Origin of the sequence: Candidatus Palauibacter sp. (assembly GCF_965237495.1) — a bacterium.
GTDB lineage: Bacteria > Gemmatimonadota > Gemmatimonadetes > Palauibacterales > Palauibacteraceae > Palauibacter.
Map to the genome: position 1 here is coordinate 2,310,187 of NZ_OZ250143.1, position 19,446 is coordinate 2,329,632.

General features: G+C 70.3%; 17 protein-coding genes. 2 read left to right on the forward strand and 15 right to left on the reverse strand.

The window, feature by feature from the left end; all coding sequences use genetic code 11:
- Positions 1 to 12: 12 nt before the first annotated feature.
- From ACPXY0_RS10160 to ACPXY0_RS10180, 5 genes are all read right to left on the reverse strand, one after another.
- A complete protein-coding gene (locus ACPXY0_RS10160; RefSeq protein WP_423924422.1) occupies positions 13 to 693 on the reverse strand; it encodes a metal-dependent transcriptional regulator in 681 nt (226 codons plus the stop codon).
- 22 nt (positions 694 to 715) lie between these two features.
- Positions 716 to 1,552 (reverse strand): hypothetical protein, encoded by an 837-nt coding sequence (locus tag ACPXY0_RS10165; RefSeq protein WP_423924423.1) that lies wholly within the window; start codon positions 1,550 to 1,552, stop codon positions 716 to 718.
- 100 nt (positions 1,553 to 1,652) lie between these two features.
- Positions 1,653 to 2,096 carry a hypothetical protein gene (locus tag ACPXY0_RS10170; RefSeq protein WP_423924424.1) on the reverse strand — a complete coding sequence of 148 codons (444 nt, stop codon included), beginning with the start codon at positions 2,094 to 2,096 and terminating at the stop codon, positions 1,653 to 1,655.
- A complete protein-coding gene (locus tag ACPXY0_RS10175) occupies positions 2,093 to 3,850 on the reverse strand; it encodes a hypothetical protein (RefSeq protein ID WP_423924425.1) in 1,758 nt (585 codons plus the stop codon). The genes ACPXY0_RS10170 and ACPXY0_RS10175 overlap by 4 nt, the downstream gene beginning before the upstream one ends.
- 1 nt (position 3,851) lies before the next feature.
- On the reverse strand, positions 3,852 to 4,877 hold the full coding sequence (locus ACPXY0_RS10180) for an MBL fold metallo-hydrolase (protein ID WP_423924426.1): 1,026 nt from the start codon (positions 4,875 to 4,877) through the stop codon (positions 3,852 to 3,854).
- Positions 4,878 to 4,979: 102 nt separating this feature from the next.
- Here ACPXY0_RS10180 and ACPXY0_RS10185 point away from each other — a divergent pair, with 102 nt between their 5' ends.
- A complete protein-coding gene (locus ACPXY0_RS10185) occupies positions 4,980 to 5,279 on the forward strand; it encodes a hypothetical protein (RefSeq protein WP_423924427.1) in 300 nt (99 codons plus the stop codon).
- Positions 5,279 to 6,769 (forward strand): sodium:solute symporter family protein, encoded by a 1,491-nt coding sequence (locus ACPXY0_RS10190; protein ID WP_423924428.1) that lies wholly within the window; start codon positions 5,279 to 5,281, stop codon positions 6,767 to 6,769. Before ACPXY0_RS10185 ends, ACPXY0_RS10190 begins: the two co-directional genes overlap by 1 nt.
- A gap of 53 nt (positions 6,770 to 6,822) precedes the next feature.
- On the opposite strand, the gene ACPXY0_RS10195 is transcribed toward ACPXY0_RS10190, so the two are convergent.
- The 10 genes from ACPXY0_RS10195 to ACPXY0_RS10240 form a co-directional block, all read right to left on the reverse strand.
- The gene (locus ACPXY0_RS10195) at positions 6,823 to 7,887 is read right to left on the reverse strand and encodes a carboxypeptidase regulatory-like domain-containing protein (RefSeq protein WP_423924429.1); all 1,065 of its coding nucleotides are present in this window, start codon (positions 7,885 to 7,887) and stop codon (positions 6,823 to 6,825) included.
- Positions 7,888 to 7,971: 84 nt separating this feature from the next.
- The gene (locus ACPXY0_RS10200) at positions 7,972 to 9,186 is read right to left on the reverse strand and encodes a M20 family metallopeptidase (protein ID WP_423924430.1); all 1,215 of its coding nucleotides are present in this window, start codon (positions 9,184 to 9,186) and stop codon (positions 7,972 to 7,974) included.
- Positions 9,187 to 9,309: 123 nt separating this feature from the next.
- Positions 9,310 to 10,716 carry an amidase gene (locus tag ACPXY0_RS10205; protein WP_423924431.1) on the reverse strand — a complete coding sequence of 469 codons (1,407 nt, stop codon included), beginning with the start codon at positions 10,714 to 10,716 and terminating at the stop codon, positions 9,310 to 9,312.
- Positions 10,717 to 10,746: 30 nt separating this feature from the next.
- A complete protein-coding gene (locus tag ACPXY0_RS10210; protein ID WP_423924432.1) occupies positions 10,747 to 11,865 on the reverse strand; it encodes a serine hydrolase domain-containing protein in 1,119 nt (372 codons plus the stop codon).
- A gap of 75 nt (positions 11,866 to 11,940) precedes the next feature.
- Complete coding sequence (locus tag ACPXY0_RS10215; RefSeq protein ID WP_423924433.1) at positions 11,941 to 12,729, reverse strand: cyclase family protein; 789 nt, start codon at positions 12,727 to 12,729, stop codon at positions 11,941 to 11,943.
- Positions 12,730 to 12,808: 79 nt separating this feature from the next.
- The gene (locus ACPXY0_RS10220; protein ID WP_423924434.1) at positions 12,809 to 14,392 is read right to left on the reverse strand and encodes an AMP-binding protein; all 1,584 of its coding nucleotides are present in this window, start codon (positions 14,390 to 14,392) and stop codon (positions 12,809 to 12,811) included.
- A 1-nt stretch (position 14,393) separates the two neighbouring features.
- Positions 14,394 to 15,611, reverse strand: a complete 1,218-nt coding sequence (locus tag ACPXY0_RS10225) for a serine hydrolase domain-containing protein (RefSeq protein ID WP_423924435.1) — start codon at positions 15,609 to 15,611, stop codon at positions 14,394 to 14,396.
- Between the two features lie 14 nt (positions 15,612 to 15,625).
- Positions 15,626 to 16,555 carry an FAD binding domain-containing protein gene (locus ACPXY0_RS10230; RefSeq protein WP_423924436.1) on the reverse strand — a complete coding sequence of 310 codons (930 nt, stop codon included), beginning with the start codon at positions 16,553 to 16,555 and terminating at the stop codon, positions 15,626 to 15,628.
- A complete protein-coding gene (locus tag ACPXY0_RS10235; RefSeq protein ID WP_423924437.1) occupies positions 16,552 to 18,933 on the reverse strand; it encodes a molybdopterin cofactor-binding domain-containing protein in 2,382 nt (793 codons plus the stop codon). Before ACPXY0_RS10235 ends, ACPXY0_RS10230 begins: the two co-directional genes overlap by 4 nt.
- On the reverse strand, positions 18,930 to 19,445 hold the full coding sequence (locus tag ACPXY0_RS10240) for a (2Fe-2S)-binding protein (RefSeq protein WP_423924438.1): 516 nt from the start codon (positions 19,443 to 19,445) through the stop codon (positions 18,930 to 18,932). Before ACPXY0_RS10240 ends, ACPXY0_RS10235 begins: the two co-directional genes overlap by 4 nt.
- Position 19,446 lies beyond the last annotated feature (1 nt).

Sequence of the window (19,446 nt, forward strand, 5' to 3'; positions counted from 1 at the left end):
GCGTTCGCCGAGTCAGGGATCGCGTTCGACGAAGACGGCGCCGGCGAGCGCGGGTTCGACCTCGAACGAACGATCGCCCACCTCGAGCAGCGCTCCGCCGCCGTCGCGTTCGCGCAGGCAGCGTATGCGGGTCCCGGGGAACAGCCCCAGCGCCGCGAGTTCCCGCAGCGTCTCCGGGCTCTGGTCCGACACCTCGCGCACCACGCCCCGCCCTCCGTCGCCCAGATCGGCGAGCGGAACCCACGCGGTCTCCGCGAGCTCCCCATCGCGCGTGGGGATGGGACTCCCGTGCGGGTCGATGGACGGCTCTCCCAGCGCCTCCGCCATGCGGTCGATGAGGACATCCGAGGCGGCGTGCTCCAGACGCTCGGCCTCGGCGTGCACGTCCTCCCAGGAGTACCCGAGCTTCTCGATGAGGTAGAGTTCGATCACCCGGTGCCGGCGGATGATCCGGAGCGCCGTCACCTCGCCCAGCGCGGTGAGCCGCGCACCGCGGTAGCGCGTGTAGCTCAGCAGCCCCTGCGCCGCCAGCCCCTGAACCATCCGGGTGATCGACGCCGCGGAGCGATCCAGCTCCTCGGCGAGCGCCGTGGTCGACACCGCCGCGCCCCCGGCCTCCGCCTGCAGCTTGTACACCGCTTTCAGGTAGTCCTCGACCGCGCGGCTCGGGTCGGGGGTTCTTCCGTCGGGCATTCGGCGGTGGCTCCCGGCAGTCCTAGAAGGCCGGACGCTGGAAGATGGAATCCGGGAGCACGGGGTTGAGCTCGACGTCATCATGGCGGAGTTCGCGGGTCGGGTTCATCTCCGTATCCCGATAGAGCCGGGAGATGACGTACGTGAAGTCGCCGACCTCCTCGTATCCGTCCCAGTACATGCGCGCCCGGCTCTCCTCGCCTCTTCCCTGGGAGATGTAGTGCACCTGCTCCGGGTAGGGGTCGTCGTCCAGGAAGTAGTAGAAGTAGCGGTCTCCGGACTGGAGCCCCACACCATCGCCGAAGGTGATCCGGACCTCGTACCCGCCGCCCTCCCGCGGGCCGGCCCGGCGGTTGACGCCCGGATCGAACAGCTTGTAGGGGAGCCCGAACCAGTAGACCACGTCACGCCCCACGTATTCGGACTCGTCCCAGGCCCGGATCCCCGGTTCGAGGAGACGCTCGTTGAGCGTGGCCCACATGTCGTCGCCCGTGAAGGTGTGGACGTAGAGCCCCTCGGCCTCGGGGCGTTCGATCCTCGTCTGTTCGACGCCGTCCACCTTCCGGTACTCCACCCGTCGCGGTCGCATGCGCTCGATCCCGCCGGTGGAGTCGTACCACACGGTCGTGATCGTGTAACGGGCCGACTCGATGCTCTCCCAGGCGGCGAGGCCTCCCACGGCCTCGAGCCAGGCTCCGAGCAGGGAATCGGCGAGCACTTCGTCCGGCTCGAGACCGGCGGTCGAGGCCGCGGGAGACGAACCGTCCTCCGCACAGCCCGCGGACGCGGCTGCGACGAGGGCAAGAGCCATGGCCAGGGCGGGGCCGGGGCGTCGCGGGAGTTGGGCGCGGGGGTTCATAGGGGCCTCCGGTATCGGCTGCGGGTGGATCGTGTCGTCGCGCGGGGGCCGGAATATTCTCCCCTCTCGAGATCGCGGCCACAAGCGCCGGGCGGGTCCATCACGGCCTGGGTGGCCCGGGGCCCACGCCCTTCAGCTGCACGACGACGACCTCGACGGGTTCGGACCCCATGTTCACGTCTCCGTGGAGTTCGCCCGGAGGATCGGCGTCGAGCCAATAGGCCCGGCCCGTCTCCCACGTCATCTCGCGCCGTTCCCCTGCGTCGCTGACCACGGTGAGCGTACCGCCCTGGAGCGCGATGATGGCGCGGGGGTTGTCGTGGCGGTGCATCTCGAGCGGCTGGTTGGGCACGATCACGCTCTTCCACACCTGCACGTGCTCGTTTTCGAACTGCGGCGTGCGCCCGGTGGTGGCCGCAGCGTCCAGGTCCGCCTGCTCGCCGGCTTGGCCGCACCCCGAAACCAGCACGGCGGCAGCGAGGACGGAAACGACCGCGGGGACGACAACGCGGACGACGGCCGGGACGATCTTGGTGCGGATCACGGGTCGGCTCCTTGAGTGGAGTGGGTTGGGCCGGGAACGAGCCGGGGCCCCGCGCCGACGGTCCCGCTTCGCCGCGCGGCGGCGGGCGGAGGCGCGGCGACGATTTCGATTTCGGCGCCGGACTCGGCTTCTCCGTGCGCCGGGGAAAGGACGTGGAGCGTAAGCCGGTACCGTCCTTCGTCGAGGAGGGGGAGGCGGAGTTCGACGGTGCGGCCCTCGGCACCGGGGTTCGCCGCCTCAAGCCAGCGGATGCCGGTCTGTTCCGTGTCGCTGCCGGCGAGGCCGCTCCACTCGAGAGCCCTGCGCCAGAACCCCTTCCCCTCGCGCGCCAGTGAAAGCGTAACCTCGAGGGCGGCGGGCGAGGGGGAGCCGTACCATTCCCAGTAGACGGCCAGGGTCTCGCCCGCCCGCGCGGCACGGTCGCCCCGGGCGCGGGCCAGCGCCCCCGCGAGCGTGGAGGGAGACGCGCCACCGGCGTGCAGCAGCAGGATGTCGGACAGCAGCGGATGGCCGGCGGCGAGGGGGATCCGTGCGCGGGCGGCGCCGGGCTGCCCCTCGCAGCGCGCTTCGACGCCGACGAGGGTGACGGCGGCGGCCGCCCGGGGCTCCGCGATCGCGAGCGGTCCACCGCCGCGGCCGGTGCGCGAGGCCGTCACGCCGTGGGCGTCGGCGAGGAAGAGACCGCTCTCGAGATCGCAGGTGGGCAACGAGTCCGGCCACGCGAACGCCGCCACCACGCGCCGGCGTCCGTCGCGCCGAAAGCCGGCCACCTGGTGGGGCAGCTCCAGAACTTCGCCGAAGACCGGCGCCCAGCTCGTGCGGGCGTCCGCTTCGTCCAGCTTCCACAGCGGCCCCTCCTCCGCCGTCCCGAGGCGCGACACCGTGAAGCGTTGCGCCCCCGGAAGGCGGTGCGACCACACGACCTCGTCGGTGCGCACGCCCACGATCCGGTGGCGCGCCCGCTCCCAGCCCGCGGGCCAGCCGAAGCGCAGCGTGATCTCGGTGAGATCGTCGCCCCACGGCAGTCCCCAGGGGCTCGCGGCGTCGGCCTGGATGGCGGCGCGGACGCGGCGGGCGAGGTGTTCCGAGCGGCGGTCCAATACCGGTCCGGGTTCGGTCCACCCACAGCGCTCTTCTTCGGTCATCCGGCCGAGCGCCCGCTCGAAGGCCGCCTCCGCCTCCGCGTAGCGGCCGCTCTCGTGGTGGACGAATCCGGCCAACGCCTCACACCAGGAACCCTCCATGTGGCAGACGTCCAGGAGCGCGAGCGCCTCGTCCGCGCGGCCGGCCTCCAGCCGATAGGCGACGCGCTGCCCGGTGAGCCACTCGTCACCGGGCACGAGCCGGGCGGCGCTGTCGAGGACCGCGATCAGGGCGAGTCGCTCCGCTGCGACCTCCGGCACCTCCGGGACCGCCTCCCAATCGTCGTCGTCCCAACCCTCGACGAGGCAGAAGCGCCCGATCCCCTCGCCGCACTGCGGGTTGACCAGCGGACCGCGCGGGAAGTTGCGGCGCCGGACGTGCTCGAACGCGCGCTGCGCCTCGCGCGCCATCCGCATCGCCGCGGCGGCATGGGGCGGCGCGGGCGGCTCGCGCCCTTGAACCGCGTCCGCTCGGACCGCACGGGCCGGCCCCGGGGCCGAGTATGCCGGCGCGGGCGCGGCGACCGCCGACCCCGCGAGCTCGAGTAGCGCGAGCGCCGGGGCAACCGCCGCGGACGCGGCGCGGATCTCGACCCTCCGACCGGCACGCATCTCAGTACACGTCAAGATCCCGGCCGTAGGCGAGCGGTCCGTCGTAGCCCGCGGCGCGAATCTCCGCGACCATCTCTTCGGGCGTCGCCCCCCAGCCCAGCTGGTGGTGGAGCACGAGGATCCCCGGCCGCGCCCTCGTCGCGAGTTCCGCCAGTTCGACGGTCGAGGTATGCGCCTGGGCGTGATACGTCTGCCATTCCGGCGGACGGTCGCGAAACGTCGTGGCCGAGTACACCTCGTGCACCAGCACGTCGCACCCGTCGCACATCTCGACGATCGCCTCGGTCGGGGCGGTGTCCCCGGAGATGACGACCGTGCGGCCCCCGCTGTCGAACCGGTAGCCGTAGGCCTCCGGCCAGCCCGTGTGCGGGACGGCGAAGGCGGTCACTCGGACGCGATCGTCCTCGTAGATAACGCCCGGGTCGATGTCGACCGCCTCCACCCGCCAGCCGTCGGGCGTCGCGGGCTGGCTGCCGCTGAGCCGGTTCTCGAAGTCCGCCTCCCACGCCGCGGTCACATGCATGGCCATCGCCGCCGTGCCATCGGGTCCAAACAGCTTCAGCGGCGCCTCCCGCTCCGCCACCCAGGGCGTGTGGATGAGATCGGGCAGACCCACCGTGTGGTCGCTGTGCAGGTGCGTGAGGAACGCGACGTCGAGGCGCGCCGCCGTGAGCCCGTCCACCCCGTAGCGCTCCGCGGCCTCCGCCGCGCGCCGCACGATCCCGGGGCCCGCGTCCACGAGGTAGGCCCGGCCGTCGACCACCACCGCGGTGGCGGGGCCGGAGGCCGCCGGTTCGGGGTTCGGCGTGCCGGTGCCCAGCAGCACGACGTGCATTCCGGTGGAGAGATCCGCGCTCTGCGCGGCGGCATCCTCAGCGGATGGCGTCGCCTCGCCGTTCACGGAGACGTCCGCCGCTCCGGACGAAGGAGGCGCCGGCACGCAGCCGGCGGATGCCAGGGCCTGCCCGCCGCAGAGCAGGCCGGCGACGACGGCGAAGCGATGGCGCGTTCCGTGCGTGGCGGGCATGAGCCAAGATCGGCCGCGTCGCGCCCGCGCTCAACCGTTGCCGGCCGACGGCGGCAAAACCGGAGTCTTGACCCGGCCGGACCGAGCCACCCTTTTTCGGCGATGGACGATCCACGCCAACCCCGCGCCGTGACGCAGGACCGCAGTCCCCTCGCCGTCGCCGTCGCGGGATTCTACGTGCTCCTCTTCGTGGCGCTCGTGTGGCCCGTCTATCCCTTCTTCGCCACCATCGAGCCGCGCGTGCTCGCGATGCCGTTCTCGCTCTTCTACGTCGTCGTCTGTCTTCTACTCTCCTTCTTCGCCCTGTTCGCCTTCTATCTGTGGGAACGGAAGCGGGACGCGGCGGAGACCGGTGCCCCCGCCGACGGGGACGCGGGCGCGGCGGGCGGAGGACGCGGCTGATGCCCGCCTGGCTCGTCGTCTTCCTGGTGACGATCGGGTATCTGCTCGCCTCGCTCGCGATCGGGCTCGCCTCCGGGCGGCACGCATCGAAGAGCACCGAGGGCTACGTCGCCGGCGACCGCTCGCTCAACTTCCTCGTCCTCTACTTCATCATGGGCGCCTCGGTCTTCAGCGCCTTCGCCTTCCTCGGCGGGCCGGGCTGGGCCTACTCGCGCGGGGCCGCGGCCTTCTACATCCTCGCCTACGCTTCGGTGGGGCTCGTCCCGTGGTACTTCTTCGGCCCCCGCGTCGCCGCGCTCGGCCGCCGCTTCGGCTACGTGACGCAGGCCGAACTCTTCGCGCACCGATTCAACAGCCGCTCGATCCCCGCCATCCTCGCGATCCTCTCGATCTTCGCCTTCATCCCCTATCTGGTGATCCAGATGAAGGGGGCGGGCTACGTGTTCAACGTCGTCACCGAGGGCCGCGTCCCGGAGTGGGCCGGCTCGGCGATCGCCTACGGCGTCGTCCTCATCTACGTGTTCCGGAGCGGCGTCCTGGGCGTCGGCTGGACGAACACCTTCCAGGGGATGTTCATGATGGTGCTCGCGTGGGGGCTCGGCCTCTACCTGCCGTGGAAGCTGCACGGCGGCGTGGGGCCCATGTTCGACGCGATCGCCGCCGCTCTCCCCGACATGCTGCGGGGGGCTGGGCTGGGGGCGGACGGACAGCCGTGGAGCTGGGGCGCGTACTCGAGTTCGGTCGCCATCTCGGCGTTCGGGTTCAGCGTGTGGCCGCACTACTTCATGAAGATCTACACGGCCCGCGACGTGGACACGCTCAAGCGGACGGTCGTCTACTATCCGACCTTCGCCCTCTTCCTCGTCCCCATCCTCTTCATCGGATTCGCGGGGGTCCTCGCCTTCCCCGGGGTCCAGCCCGCCGACGCGATCCTCCCCACCATCGTGACGTCGGCGCAGATTGGGCTTCCGCCCTTCATCGTGGGACTGTTCTGTGCCGGTGCCCTCGCGGCGTCGATGTCGACGGGAGACGCGCTCCTGCACGCGGCGGGGTCCGTGGCGGTAAGGGACTTCTGGGGGAATCTGAAGCCCGGCGCGCTCGACGACGCGGCCCAACGCAGGTGGATCCGCAGGATGGTGATCGCCGTCGGGGCGGTCGCATACGGCCTCGCACTGATCCCGGGACTCAGCCTCGTGGAGCTGCTGCTCCTGAGCTACGGGTTCATCGCGCAGCTCTTCCCGCTCACCGTGGTGACCTTCCTGTGGCGGGGAGTGACGCGGGCGGGGGCGCTATGGGGCCTCGTGACCGGCGGCGGAATCGCGTTCGTGCTCGACCTCGCCCTGCGCCTGGACCTGATCTCGGCAGCGGCGACGGCCGGCATCCACCCGGGTATCTACGGCATGGCCGGCAACGTCATCGTCATGGTCGCGGTCTCGCGCCACACTAAGCGCCTCGCCCCCGCGCATGTGGCGCAGTTCACCGACCGCTGAACCTCCGCGGCGCCGGGGAGGCGTCCGCGGAGGTTCCGGCGATTACTGGCTGATCATTTAGTCCAGATCAGGACCAGGTTGCAGCCCGAATGGAATCGCATCAGCCCGGTCGGTAGCGACACCGGCGCCCGATACACCTCGACACCGGCGACCTCGCTCGGGACCACGATCGTGTTGATGGGAAGGTTCGAGACGTTCATGCTGTCCAGGTAGATGGTGAGGCAGTCCGCCGCTCGCACCCGTGCCCCCCTCCGCGCCGACAGGAGGCGTGGCCGCAGCCTGGTGTGGTTCGACAGCAGCTGGCTAATGTGATACGGCTGCCACCGCTCAAGGTAGTCCTGGGTGATGAACTCTCCGATGCCCAGCATCTCGCCCCAGTACCTTCTCTCGTAGAAGCCCTTGGCCTCGAGCCCGGGCGACCAGGTCGTCGTCGCGACCAGCGGCTCCATCTCCACAGGGTCCGGAACGAGCCCGATCTCCACCTCGGTGGCGAGTCCCGGCTTGACATTGATCGTGTGGCTGAGAGGCGCGTAGCCGAGGCGCCGAACCTCAAGTTCGTTCGGTCCCGCGGGCACGCCGGTGAGGATGAAACGTCCCCATCTGTCGCTCTCGACGGCGGGCGGGCGGCCAGCCACGGTCACCGCGGCTGTTCTGATCGCGTCCTTCGTCTGCGCGTCGAACACGCGCCCCATCAGCCGTCCCGGGCTCGTCGTCTGGGCGGGAACGCGGAGCGCGATCTCACGCGTCTCCCCGGGTCCGAACGCGACGACGGCCTGTTCGCTCGAGCCGCTGCCCACCTGCCCCCACACGGTGGCCTTCCTCGCGTCCCTCGGCGCACAGATCACGAGGCGGCCGTCGGCGCCCGTGGACCGGCGGACCGGCCTCCGGACGACATCGGTCCAGCGGACGCTCACGGTGGCCCCTCGTACCGCCGTTCCCGTTTCGTCCAGGACCGTGACCTCGAGCGAGCCGCGGTCCCCGCAACTCCGCTCCTCCTGGCCTGCCAACGCGCTGGCTCCGAGCGCGAACTGCAGCGCTGCCAAGGCCGCCACCGTCGCGGCCGTCGATACGGGGGGCCGCGCCCCACGCGTCACGTACTCCGTCCTATGCCCTTCCATCCCTGACCTCCGTTTCCTGGATCATCGGCTCGCCTGAAGCTGTTCCCAAGACGCCGTGGGTCACGGGCAGGTCACAGTGCAGGGTCAACTCGCACGGGCGTAGGCGGCCGGCCAGTGGAAGGCGAGAGCCGCGTTGCCGCGGATTCCCAGGGCCAGTTCGTCGACGACGATGTGCTCGTTGACGGTGTGGGCCAGACGGTCGTCGCCCGGCCCGAAGCCGACCACGGTCATGCCGGCGAGCCCGAAGTGCCCGCCATCGGTGGCGAAATCCCAGACGTCGACCGGCGGCTCGGCCCCGAGCGGGCCGGCCAGGACCTCGACCGCCGTCCGGACCGCGTCGTGATCGGCGGGGAGCGAGAGGGCGGGGTTGTCGGCCGGATATGTCATCTCGTACCCCGCGTAGCTCGAACGCTCGTGCTGCGGGATCAGGATGTCGCTGCTCGACCCCTCGATCTCGCACGAGCGCAGCACGGGGAGGAGTTGCGCCCGCAGCGACGCCGCGTCCTGACCGGTCACCGTCCGGCAGTCGAGCGTGACCTCAGCCAGGCCCGGGATGACGTTGCCGCTGGTCTGGTCCGTGCCGATGAGGGTCGGGGCGATGGAGCAGGTGCCCAGATCGGGATCGTGCGCGAGGTCGACATCTTCCAGCACCGCGAGGAAGCGCCCGATCACGGTCAGCGGATTGCGGCCGATATCGGTCATCGAGGCGTGGGCCATCTTCCCGCGCACCTGAACGCGGAGTTCGATCCGGCCGCGATGTCCGCGGCGGACCTCGTTGCGGCTCGGCTCGCCGATCAGGACCAGATCGGGTCGCAGCGTCTCCGCCATATAACGCGCGCCGAGGCCCCCGACTTCCTCCTGGACGGTCCCGGTCACGTAGACATCGCCGGGCGGCCGCTGTCCGGCCGCGACGAGGCGGGCGACCCCGTGCACCTGCGCCGCGAGCGGGCCCTTGATGTCGATCGCGCCGCGCCCCCACAGGAGGCCGTCGTGTATTTCGCCGCCGTACGGGTGATGGGGCCAGTCGGCCGGATCCCCGGCGTCCACATGATCGAGGTGGGTGTTGAACATCACCGAAGGAGCTTCGCCCAGCCCCCGGAGGAGACCGATGACGTTGCCGGCCGCGTCGTGCTCCACCTCGTCGTAGCCGAGCGCCCGCATCTCGGAGGCGACGAGCATCGCGATATCGCCTTCTTCGCCGGGCATCGACTGGGTGCGGATGAGCCGCTGGAGGAAGCGGACGCAGGCATCGAACCCGTCGCCGGACAACTCCGAAACGGCGTGGTCGCTTGAACTCATCATGATCGGTCCTCGGGGGTTTCGGGTCCTGGGCGGCGGTGGCCGTGGGAGCATCTCAATGTGGGTCGGGCGGTGTTCCGTCAAGCGCGACGCGTTCCCGCGGGAACGTCCTGCCACCCCGACTCACGCTTCCGCGACCAGGGGCGGGAGGCCGATGGGCCGGACCCGGGAGATGGCCGAAGCGACGGCGAGCACCTGCCCCTCGCCGCGCGGGGGTCCGACAACCTGCAACCCGACGGGAAGCCCGGCCGCATCCAGTCCGGCCGGGACGCAGGCGACGGGCAGACCCGGCATCGAGAGCAGGAAGGTCGGGGCGATCCAGTCGACATAGGTCTTCATCGGGCGGCCCCCGACGGTCTCCGGATAGTTCTGCTCCACCGGGAAGGGCGGGATCGCCATGCACGGCGTAAGGAGCGCGTCGTAGCGCTGGAGGAGGGTGAGAAGCTCTTCCCTCACTTGGCGGCGCACGTTCTCCGCCGCCCCGATCTCGGCGGGGGTCAGGGAGAGTCCTGAGCGGAGGTTCGCGGATACGTTGGGGCCGAAGGCGTCGACCCGGTGCAGTTCGGCCTCGAAGTGGGACACGAACCAGTGCCCTCGGAGGACGAGAAACGCGTCCCACGCGTAGGAGAGATCGAGATCCACTTCGTCCACCTGCGCGCCGCCCGCCCGAAAAAACGCCAGCGCTTCACGGCATGCCGCCCCCACCGCAGCGTCGATCCCGATGCCCGCCACGTCCCCGGCGTACGCCCACCGGCTGCCGGCGAGATCGACCTCGACGTCGTCCCAGCGGGGTTCCGGCGCGCACACCGGCGAGGCGGGATCGGGCCCCGAGATCGCGCGCAGCCCGAATGCCACGTCTTCCGGGTCCCGTGCCATAAGGCCCGTCGCCTGGAGGTCGTCCCACAGGTAGGCGGCCGGCACCGTCGGGACGAGCCCCGGCGTGGGGCGCAACCCGGCGATTCCGCAGAACGAAGCAGGAATCCGCAGCGAGCCTCCCAGATCCGTCCCATGCGCGAGCGAGACCATCCCCGTGGCGAGAGCGACCGCTCCCCCTCCCGTGGATCCTCCCGCGCTGAGGGCGGGGTTCCACGGGTTCCGCGTCACGCCGAACACCTCGTTCCAGGTATTCCCGCCCGCCGCGAACTCGGGCGTGTTCGTCTTGCCGAGGATCACCGCGCCGGCCTCGCGAAGCCGCCGCACGACGACCGCGTCGCGCTCGGGGACGTGATCCGCGAACAGCGGCGAGCCGTACGTCGTTCGGAGCCCCGCCGTCTCCGTCACGTCCTTGACGCCGACGACGAGCCCGGCGAGAGGCCCCGGGTCGGCGCCAGCGGCGAGGGCGGCATCGATCGCAGCCGCCTCCGCCTCGGCGGCAGGGTTCAGCGTAACGACCGCGTTGAGTTCGGGGTTATGCCGCTCGACCCGGGCCAGGCACGCCGCGAGCAGTTCGGTCGCGGTCAGTTCTCCCGCGCGGATGCGCCGCGCCTGCTCCCGGGCCGGGAGCAGCGCCGGATCGCGGAAGTCCGTCACGGCGAACGAGCGTCCCCGGTTGCCCACAAGCTACGGAAGGAACATCTGGGCGATCGCCTCGCCGTAGCGGGCCGAGTCGAAGGGGAGCCCGTTCGTCTGCAGCGCCACCACCACGCCGTAGTCGTTGAAGTTGGCCAGGAACGACCGGGTCCCCTTCACGGTTCCGGTATGACTGGGGTAGCGCCGCCCTGCCTGGTCCGTGCGGATGAACCACGCCAGCGCCTGCTCGTGCGCGATCGGCTCGCCCAGTCCGTCCGGGGACGAGGGATCGATCTGACGGATCCCCGGATCGAGCTGCGGCCGGTGCATCTCGGCCACCGTCTCCGGGCCGAGCAGACGCCCGTCGTTGATCGCGAGCGCGAAGCGGACCAGGTCGTCCACATTCGAGATGATCCCGCCGCCCGCGTACTTGTAGCTCGGGTCCTCGGGCGGCGGATGGATGAAGCGCCCGGACTCCCCGCGCACGTAGCCGTGGCCCCGGTTCTGCACCACCCGGGACGGGATGTCGAACTGGGTCGCCATCATGCCCGCCGGTTCCCACACGAAGCGCTTGAGGTATTCCTCGTAATCCATCCCCGACGCGGCCTCGACGATGCCGTGTTGCAGGTTGTGCGCGTGCGAGGAGTACATCCAGCCGGACCCCGTCTCGTAGGCGAGCGGATCATCGCGCCACAGCTCCGTCGCCTCCTGGAAGTCGTCGTAGTGCCGCAGGCTGAGCAGGTCATGGGGGCCGAACTCGACCCCGTTGTAGTGCCGGATCCCGGAGGTGTGCGTGAGGATGTGGCGCACGGTGATCGGGAACTCCCGCTCGGGATACCAGGGCATGTAGGTCTGGAGCGTGGCGTCCAGGTCCACTTTACCCTGCTCCACGAGCTGCATGAGACCGACCACGGCCAGCACCTTCGACACCGATCCCACGTTGTGCACCGTCCGGCCCGTGGACGGCGTGCGGTTGTCGAGTTCGGCGACGCCCACGCCCTCCGAGAACACGATCTCCCCATCCACCGCGACCGCGACCGACAGCCCGGGCAGGTCGTTGTCGTTTCGGATCTGCTCCATGTAGTCGAGCAGCCCCTCGTACGAATAACTCTGGCCGGCCAGGGCCGCTGCCTGAAGCAGCAGGACCGCAGACAGTACGACGGCTCTCAAAGACTTGGCGACAGTCATTGTCTCTCTCTTCGTCTCTCTCCTCGTCTCTCTCATTTTTCTTTCTCTTCCATTTCTCTAGTCCTCGAGGAAGGCCACCACGCGGCAGAAGGCGGCTTCCCCTCCCTTGAACTTCCAGGGGAAACACCCGACCGTGAGCCGCCGGTTCTGCAGTTCCGGGGCCGCGATCTGTCCGCCGAGATTCTCTATGTGCATGCACTCGTGGGGAAAGAGCGCATTGTGGGTCAGTTGATAGTGTTCCTCAGGAAACAGCTCGTCCACGGCCTCGGCGCCGCCGAATACCCGCTCCGCCATCGCCCGCACGCGGTCGCAGTGTCCGAAGGTGCCCTTCCCGAGGAAGCGTCCGATGGGGAGGTTCATGGGATGGTCGGTGGAGATCACGTCCACGCCCCAGACCTTGATCTTCCGGTCGATGAGCCACTGCACCATGTCGGGGTGCGCGCCCGGGTGGGTGTGGACGTAGCGCTCCTCGTTCGCCTCGGCCCCGAACTGCGCGAAGCGCTCCCACCCCGTGTGGAGGATGAGGAGGTCGCCGTCCCGGATCTCCACCCGCGACTCGATCATCTCGGGCGTGTACACGGCGAGGTCGCCCATCTCGTCGCGCAGGTCGACGATCACGCCGTCTCCGTACAGCCATTCGAGCGGGATCTCGTCGATCGTCATCCCGTTGGTGACGAAATGACGCGGCGCGTCGAGGTGCGTGCCCATGTGGTTCGACGTCTGAATATACTGCGCGTTCACGCCGTGCTCGACTTTGCGCTTTATATATTTTACTTCAAACGGGGGATAGTACGGCCAGAAGAAGCAGTCCTGGTTTAGGGGCTGCGAGAGGTCGTAGAGTTTCATGGGCGATCGACTCCGCCGGGATCAAGGTTCAAGGGGGCGCGTCGGCGCGCGCGGTCCGGGCCCGTATGGATACGCTCCCTCATCCGGGCGGGGAATGCAATGGCCCCGCCCCGACTCCGAATAGCACGAGAACCGCCGGCTTCTGCACCTTGCCCATCGCGTTCCGGGGGAGATCTTCGACACAGCGCCACGCGCGAGGGACCTTGTACCGCGCCAGCCGCTCCCGAACCCACGGGTCCAGCAGAGCCGCGATCGCGTCCGACCGCAGCGAGCCCCCCGGCGCCGGGACGACCGCCGCCGCGACCCGCTCTCCCCAGTCCTCGTCCGGTATTCCGACGACGGCGCAATCATGGACCGCCGGATGGGTGCGCAGCATCTCTTCGATTTCGATCGCGGAGATCTTGTAGCCGCCGCTCTTGAGGATGTCGACCGACCGCCGCCCCAGGATCCGATAGTAGCCGTCCTCGAGGACCGCTTCGTCCCCCGTCCGGAACCACCCGTCCACGAACGCGGCCTCGGTCTCGCGCGGACGACGCCAGTATTCGGAGAACACCATCGGACCGCGCACCCGGATCTCACCCGATGCTCCCGGGTCCATGGCTTCGACGCCGTCTGCCAGCACGCGGCCGGTGGCCGGGCGCACGAGGCGCAGGTCGACGCCGGGGAGCGGCTGGCCTACGGTGCCGGGCCGCCGCTCGCCGTCATACGGGTTTGAGAGCCCCATTCCGATCTCGGTCATGCCGTAGCGCTCGAGGAGACGGTGCCCCGTGATCTCCTCCCAGCGCTCGAACACCCGCACGGGGAGGGCCGCCGAACCCGACACCATGAGCCGCAGGGCGCCCGCGCCCCGCGCCCATCGGCGACGGGTGGGGCCCTCCGCCGCGTCCCAGGCGTGCAGGAGCTTGGCGTAGATCGTCGGTACGGCCATGAACACGCTGATTTCGCCCGAGGCGAGCCGCTCCCAGGTGACCGCCGGATCGAAGCCCCCGGCGAACTCGACCGTGGCCCCGGCGTAGAGCGGACAGCAGAGGGCGTTGACGATGCCGTGCGTGTGGTGGAGGGGGAGGACGTGGAGGATCCGGTCGTCGCGCGTCCATCGCCACGCCCCGACGAGGGACGTGATGTGCGCCTCGATCTGCCCGTGCGTCGTCACGACCCCCTTGGGACGACCCGTCGTGCCGCTGGTGTAGAGGATCATCGCCGGCCGATCCTCCGTGATCCGCGGTAACGGACCCGAGTCAGGTGAGTGGAGCGCGAGGCGGCCCTCGTTCGTGGCGGAGACATCGTGGAACGGGATGCCGCGCTCCGACGCGGGACCCTCCATACGACGCCCCGTCTCTCCGGCCCCGATGAGCGCCGAGCAGTCGGCGTCGTCCATCACGTATTCGAGTTCGCGCGCGGGGTGGTCGGGACACAGCGGGACGGCGATCCCGCCGGCGCGCCAGACAGCCCACTGGGTGGCCACGTATTCGGACCCCGGCGCCATGAGGAATCCCACGCGGGCCCCGTCGAGGTCCGGGGTGGCCGCTTCCGCCAGGAGATGTTGCGCCCTCAGCCTCGACCGGGCGTCCAGATCTCCGTACGTATGCGCGGCGCCGCCCGCCAGCACCGCGAGGCTCGCCGACCACTCCCGGGGCGGATGGAGAAGCGCGGAACCGGTCACCTCAGGAACCGGTCGGCCACTTGATCTCGCGGCTCCTCAGGATGAGATCGATCATGATCCCGATCTGGTCGGAATAGCTTGAGTCATCGTAGATCGCCCGGTTCAGGAAAACGACGAAGCTAATGCCGTTTCCGCGCTGGAACGCCACGGCTTCAAAACCGTCAAGACGTCCTGTGTGATACCGCCACCAGCCGGCCCCCTCGCGCCCCTGGCGGCGGGTCCCGAGGTCGTCCCCGGACGCCTCATACTCGGCGAGAAACCGAAGGATCGCGCGCGGTGATGCCACCAGCCCGGCAAACGAAAGCGTCGACTCGTGATCCCACCCTCCATCGGACACGGGCACCCTTGGACCCGAGGGGTCGAACGCGTTCGGACTTGACAGTCCGGCCGGATCGTACCACGGCTCCCGGGGGTCGCGGTCCGCGGGAAAGGTGCGACCCTGGATGACGTCGCCTGCCGGTACGCCGAGCGGCGCGAGGATATTCTCGCGGACGTAGGTCATGTAGTCCTGGCCGGACACATCTTCGATGACGAGGCCCAGCACGAGATACCCTAGATTCGAGTACGCCTTGCGGCTGCCCGGGTCGAACTGGAGTCGCCTTCCCAGCACGTAGCGCATCGTGTTCCGTGAACCCGGCGGACTCGGAACGGACAGCGCCTCCGCGATCCGGATCTCGTGTTGCAGCGCGAAGTCGCCGACGCTGTCCCGGTCCCAGCCCCCGCGGTGCGCGAGCAGGTGGCGCACGGTGATGTCGGCGATGCGAGGATCCACCAGCACCGGGAACGGCGGGATCCTGAGCAATCCCGTGCCGTCCCCAGTCACGTCGAAGACCCGGTCGTCCAGCCTGAGCTGTCGGTTGTCGGCGAGTTTCCGAATCGCTGCCGCGGTGATCGGCTTCGTCAGGCTCGCGATTCTCATCATCACGTTGCTCGGGAGAGGGATCGTACGCTCCCTGTCCTTCCAGCCCATGGTCAGTTCGTAGACCACGCGGCCGTCTTTCATGATGGCCAGCGCGGCGGCGCCGATACCGTGCCCCTCCATGAAATCGCGCAGCAGCGGCTCGAACAACGAGTCCGGGGACTGAGGGGACGATCCCCGCCCGGCGAGCAACGCCGCAGGCGCCATCGCGGGGTCCGTGGGAACCGCACCCGCCCCACCGCTCGCGCAGCAGAAAGTCGCGAGAGCCAGAGCGGCGCACAGGACCACGCGCGAGTACATCCCCGGGCCTCTCCTCACCGGGTCCGCGTCCGCGCTTCTTGCCGGCCCGGCGTCCGGGCCCGCGCGATGGCGCGAGTCAGAACGCGGCGCGTCAGGACCCGGATCAGGTGCCGGCGGTATGCCTCGCTCGCGTGCATGTCGGCGGCCGGATCCGCCGTCTCGGCACAGACCGCCGCGGCCGAGGCGATCGCGCCGGACGTCGGCCCCGCGCCCACGAGCGAATCCGCGGCCTCCTCCATGACACAGGGAGTGGATCCCCCGTTCACGAGGGAGATCGCGGCCTCCCGGCAGACCCCGGCGGCGTCGAGCCGCACCCGTGCCGCCACGCCGATAATGGCGTAGTCGCCCCGGCGCCGCGCCACCTCGTCAAAGGCCGACCCCTCGCCCGCGGCGCGCGGCGGCACCTCGATGGCGGTCAGGAGTTCATCCGGATCGAGCACAGAAAAGAAGGGACCGAGGAAGAAGCCGGCCAGATCCAGCTTTCGCGCCACCCGGGAGCCGGGCTCACCATCGCGCGACCGGCGGGCGATGTGGACCCGGGCCCCAAGCGTGAGGAGCACGGCCGGCAGTTCCGCGGCCGGATCGGCGTGCGCCACGGAGCCTCCAACCGTGCCACGCGAGCGGATCTGGGGGTGCGCGATGAAGCGCGCCGCCTCCGCCAGGAGCGGAATCCGCTGCGCGATGAGCGGGTCGAGCTCCAGTTGGCGATGCCGCGTCATGGCGCCGAGACGCAGCCCTCCGTCCTCCATCTCCTCGACCCGCGCCAGTTCCGCGATCCCGTTCAGGTCCACGAGACGTTCCGGCGCCGCGAGACGGAAGTTGAGCAGCGGGACGAGGCTCTGTCCCCCCGCGAGCGGGCGCGTCTCGACCGAGGTGTCCGCGAGCGCCTCGAGCGCCTCGTCCAGGCTGGCCGCCGCCACGTAGTCGAAACGCGGAGGCTTCACGACAGCCCGCCCGACGACTCCGGCCGCGAATTCGGATGCGTCCGCAGGAGTTCGAACAGGCGGCCCGGGCTCAGCGGGATGTCGAGGATCTCGAGCCCGGGGGCGATGTCGGCCAGCGCGTCTTCGACCGCCTGCGCGAACGCCGCCGCCACCGGAATCGCTCCCCCCTCCCCCACGCCCTTCGTGCCGAGCGGGTTGAGCGGGGACGGCGTCTCGAGGTGCGCGGTCTCGATCGGGGGCACGTCGGTCGCCGTCGGGAGGAGATAGTCCATGAACGACGCGTTGCTCGTCCCCCCGTACTCGTCGAACACGAGTTCCTCGTAGAAGGCGTTCCCGATCCCTGCCGCCACGCCGCCGTGGATCTGCCCTTCCACGATCATCGGGTTGATCACCGTGCCGCAGTCGTGCACGACGATGTAGCGCAGGATCTCGACCATGGCCGTCTCGGGGTCCACCGCCACGACGATGGCGTGCGTCCCGTTCGCGGTCGTGCCGTACGGGGGGCCGAAATACGAGGTCGCTTCCAGGCCCGGCTCCATCCCCGGCGCCACCGCCCCGCGCAGGGGGTTGGCCGCGAGGGCGAGAGCGCCCAGTTCGACGGAAACTTCCGGGGCGCCCTTCACACGCGCGACGCCATCGGCAAGTTCGAGGTCATCGGGATCCACCTCCAGCGCCTCCCCGGCGTGACGCAGGATCTTCTCGCGGACGGCCCGGGCCGCGGCGTGGATCGCGTTCCCGGCGACCACGGCGCCGCGGCTCGCGAAGGTGCCCGTGCCCCAGTGAAACTCGCTCGTGTCCCCGGTGACCACGCGCACGTCCGACGGCGCGACGCCGATCGCGTCGGCCACGATCTGCGCGAAGGAGGTGAAGTGCCCCTGACCCTGCGTGCCCACGCCGGTCGCGAGGCGAACTGTGCCGCTCGGTTCGACGGTGACGCGGGCGCCCTCGTAGGGCCCGATCCCCGTCCCCTCCACGTAGTTGACGACACCGACCCCCACCGCGCGCCCGTCCGCCTGCAGCCGTTCGCGTTCCCGCGGGAACGTCTTGTCGTAGCCGACGAGGCGGACCGCCTCCTCCAGCGCCTCCTCGTAGCTCCCGCTGTCGTACCTGAGCGGAGCGAAGTCCTGGTAAAGGATCTCGTGGTTGTAGGGGAACTCGTCCGGGCCGATCACGTTGCGGCGGCGGATCTCGACCGGGTCGAGGCCGACGCCGCGCGCCGCCAGGTCGAGCAGCCGCTCCATGACGAACACGCCGTGCTGCCGGCCGGCCCCGCGCACGGGCGTGACGCTCGGCTTGTTCGTGAACGCGACCCGGAACTCGCTCTCGTAGTTCGGCACCCGGTAGGGTCCGAGGAGCGTACACTGGGTGTTGATCGGGATCGTGAGTCCGTACGGATCGTACGCCCCGGAGTCGTGCATGAACGTGTCCCGCACCCCCAGGATCCGGCCTTCGCGCGTGACCGCGATCTCGGAGTCGTGGAGTTGGCCGCGCTCCTGCGTCGTGGCGAAGAAGTTCTCGTAGCGGTCCTCGACCCACTCCACGGGACGCCCCAGCTGCATCGAGGCCCAGGGGACGAGGATCTCCTCCGCGTAGAACATGATCTTGGGCCCGAACCCTCCGCCGACGAACGGCGCGATGACCCGCACCTGCGACTCCGACAGACCGAGCGCGGCGGCCACGACGTTGCGCACTGGGATGGGGGCCTGCGTCGTATCCCACACCCGCAGGCGGTCGGCCCGGGCGTCCCAGTCCGCCACCACGACCCGGTTCTCGATCGCGCCCCCGATCCCGCGGTCATAGTGGAATCGCCGGCCCAGTACGAGATCGGCCCGCTCACGGGCGGCGGCGTAGTCCCCCTTCGTCTGACGGACGTGCGCGGCGAGGTTCGACGGGAGGTCGTCGTGGACCCGCGGCGCGTCCGCGTCGAGCGCGCCCTCGAGATCGACCACGGGGTCGAGCGGCTCGATGTCCGCCTCCACGAGCGCCGCGGCGTCCTCCGCCACGTAGCGGCTATCCGCGACAATCATCGCCAGCGCCTCGCCCTGGTGCCGGATCCGGTCGCGCACGAGCGGCAGGGCGGTGCGCGCGTGGAACACCGACCCCTCGATCGGCGGGGGCGGGACGAGCACCGCGCCCGGGCGGCAGAGCGGGCCAAGCTCGGCGGCCGTGAAGACGGCGGCGACGCCGGGGTGCGCCCGCGCGCGGTCCACATCCAGCCCGCGGAGTCGCCCGGCGGGCAGATCGCTGCGCACGAACGCGACGTGCAGTGCGCCGGGCGGCTCCACGTCCTCGACGAATTGCGCGCGGCCGGTCAGCAGACGCGCGTCCTCGTTGCGCGGCACGCGGGCCCCGACCCACGTCCCACCCGCCCGGCTCACGGCTCGCCCTCCCCGTCCGCCGCGAGGCGCTCCGCCGCCAGCGCCACCCCTTCGACGATGTTGTGGTAGCCGGTGCAGCGGCACAGGTGTCCCGACACCGCCTCGCGGATCTCGTCCCGTGAAGGCGCGGGGTTCTCGGCCAGGAACGCCACCGTCGTCATGAGGATCCCCGGCGTGCAGAAGCCGCACTGGAGCGCGTGCGTCTCGTGGAACGCCCGCTGGATCGGATGCAACTCGTCGACCGAGATCGCGGCCCCGGTCCCCGCCGCGGCGAGCCCCTCGACCGTCGTCACCTCATGTCCGTCGCTCTGCACCGCGAACATGAGACAGGCCCGCACCGGCTCCCCGTCCAGAAGAACCGTGCACGCCCCGCACACCCCGTGCTCGCACCCCACGTGCGTCCCCGTGAGCCCGACCACGGAGCGCAGGAAGTCCGACAGCAGCAGCCGCGGCTCGACCGCGCCCGTCCACTCCGCCCCGTTGATGCGGGCGGAGATCCGAAACTCGCTCACG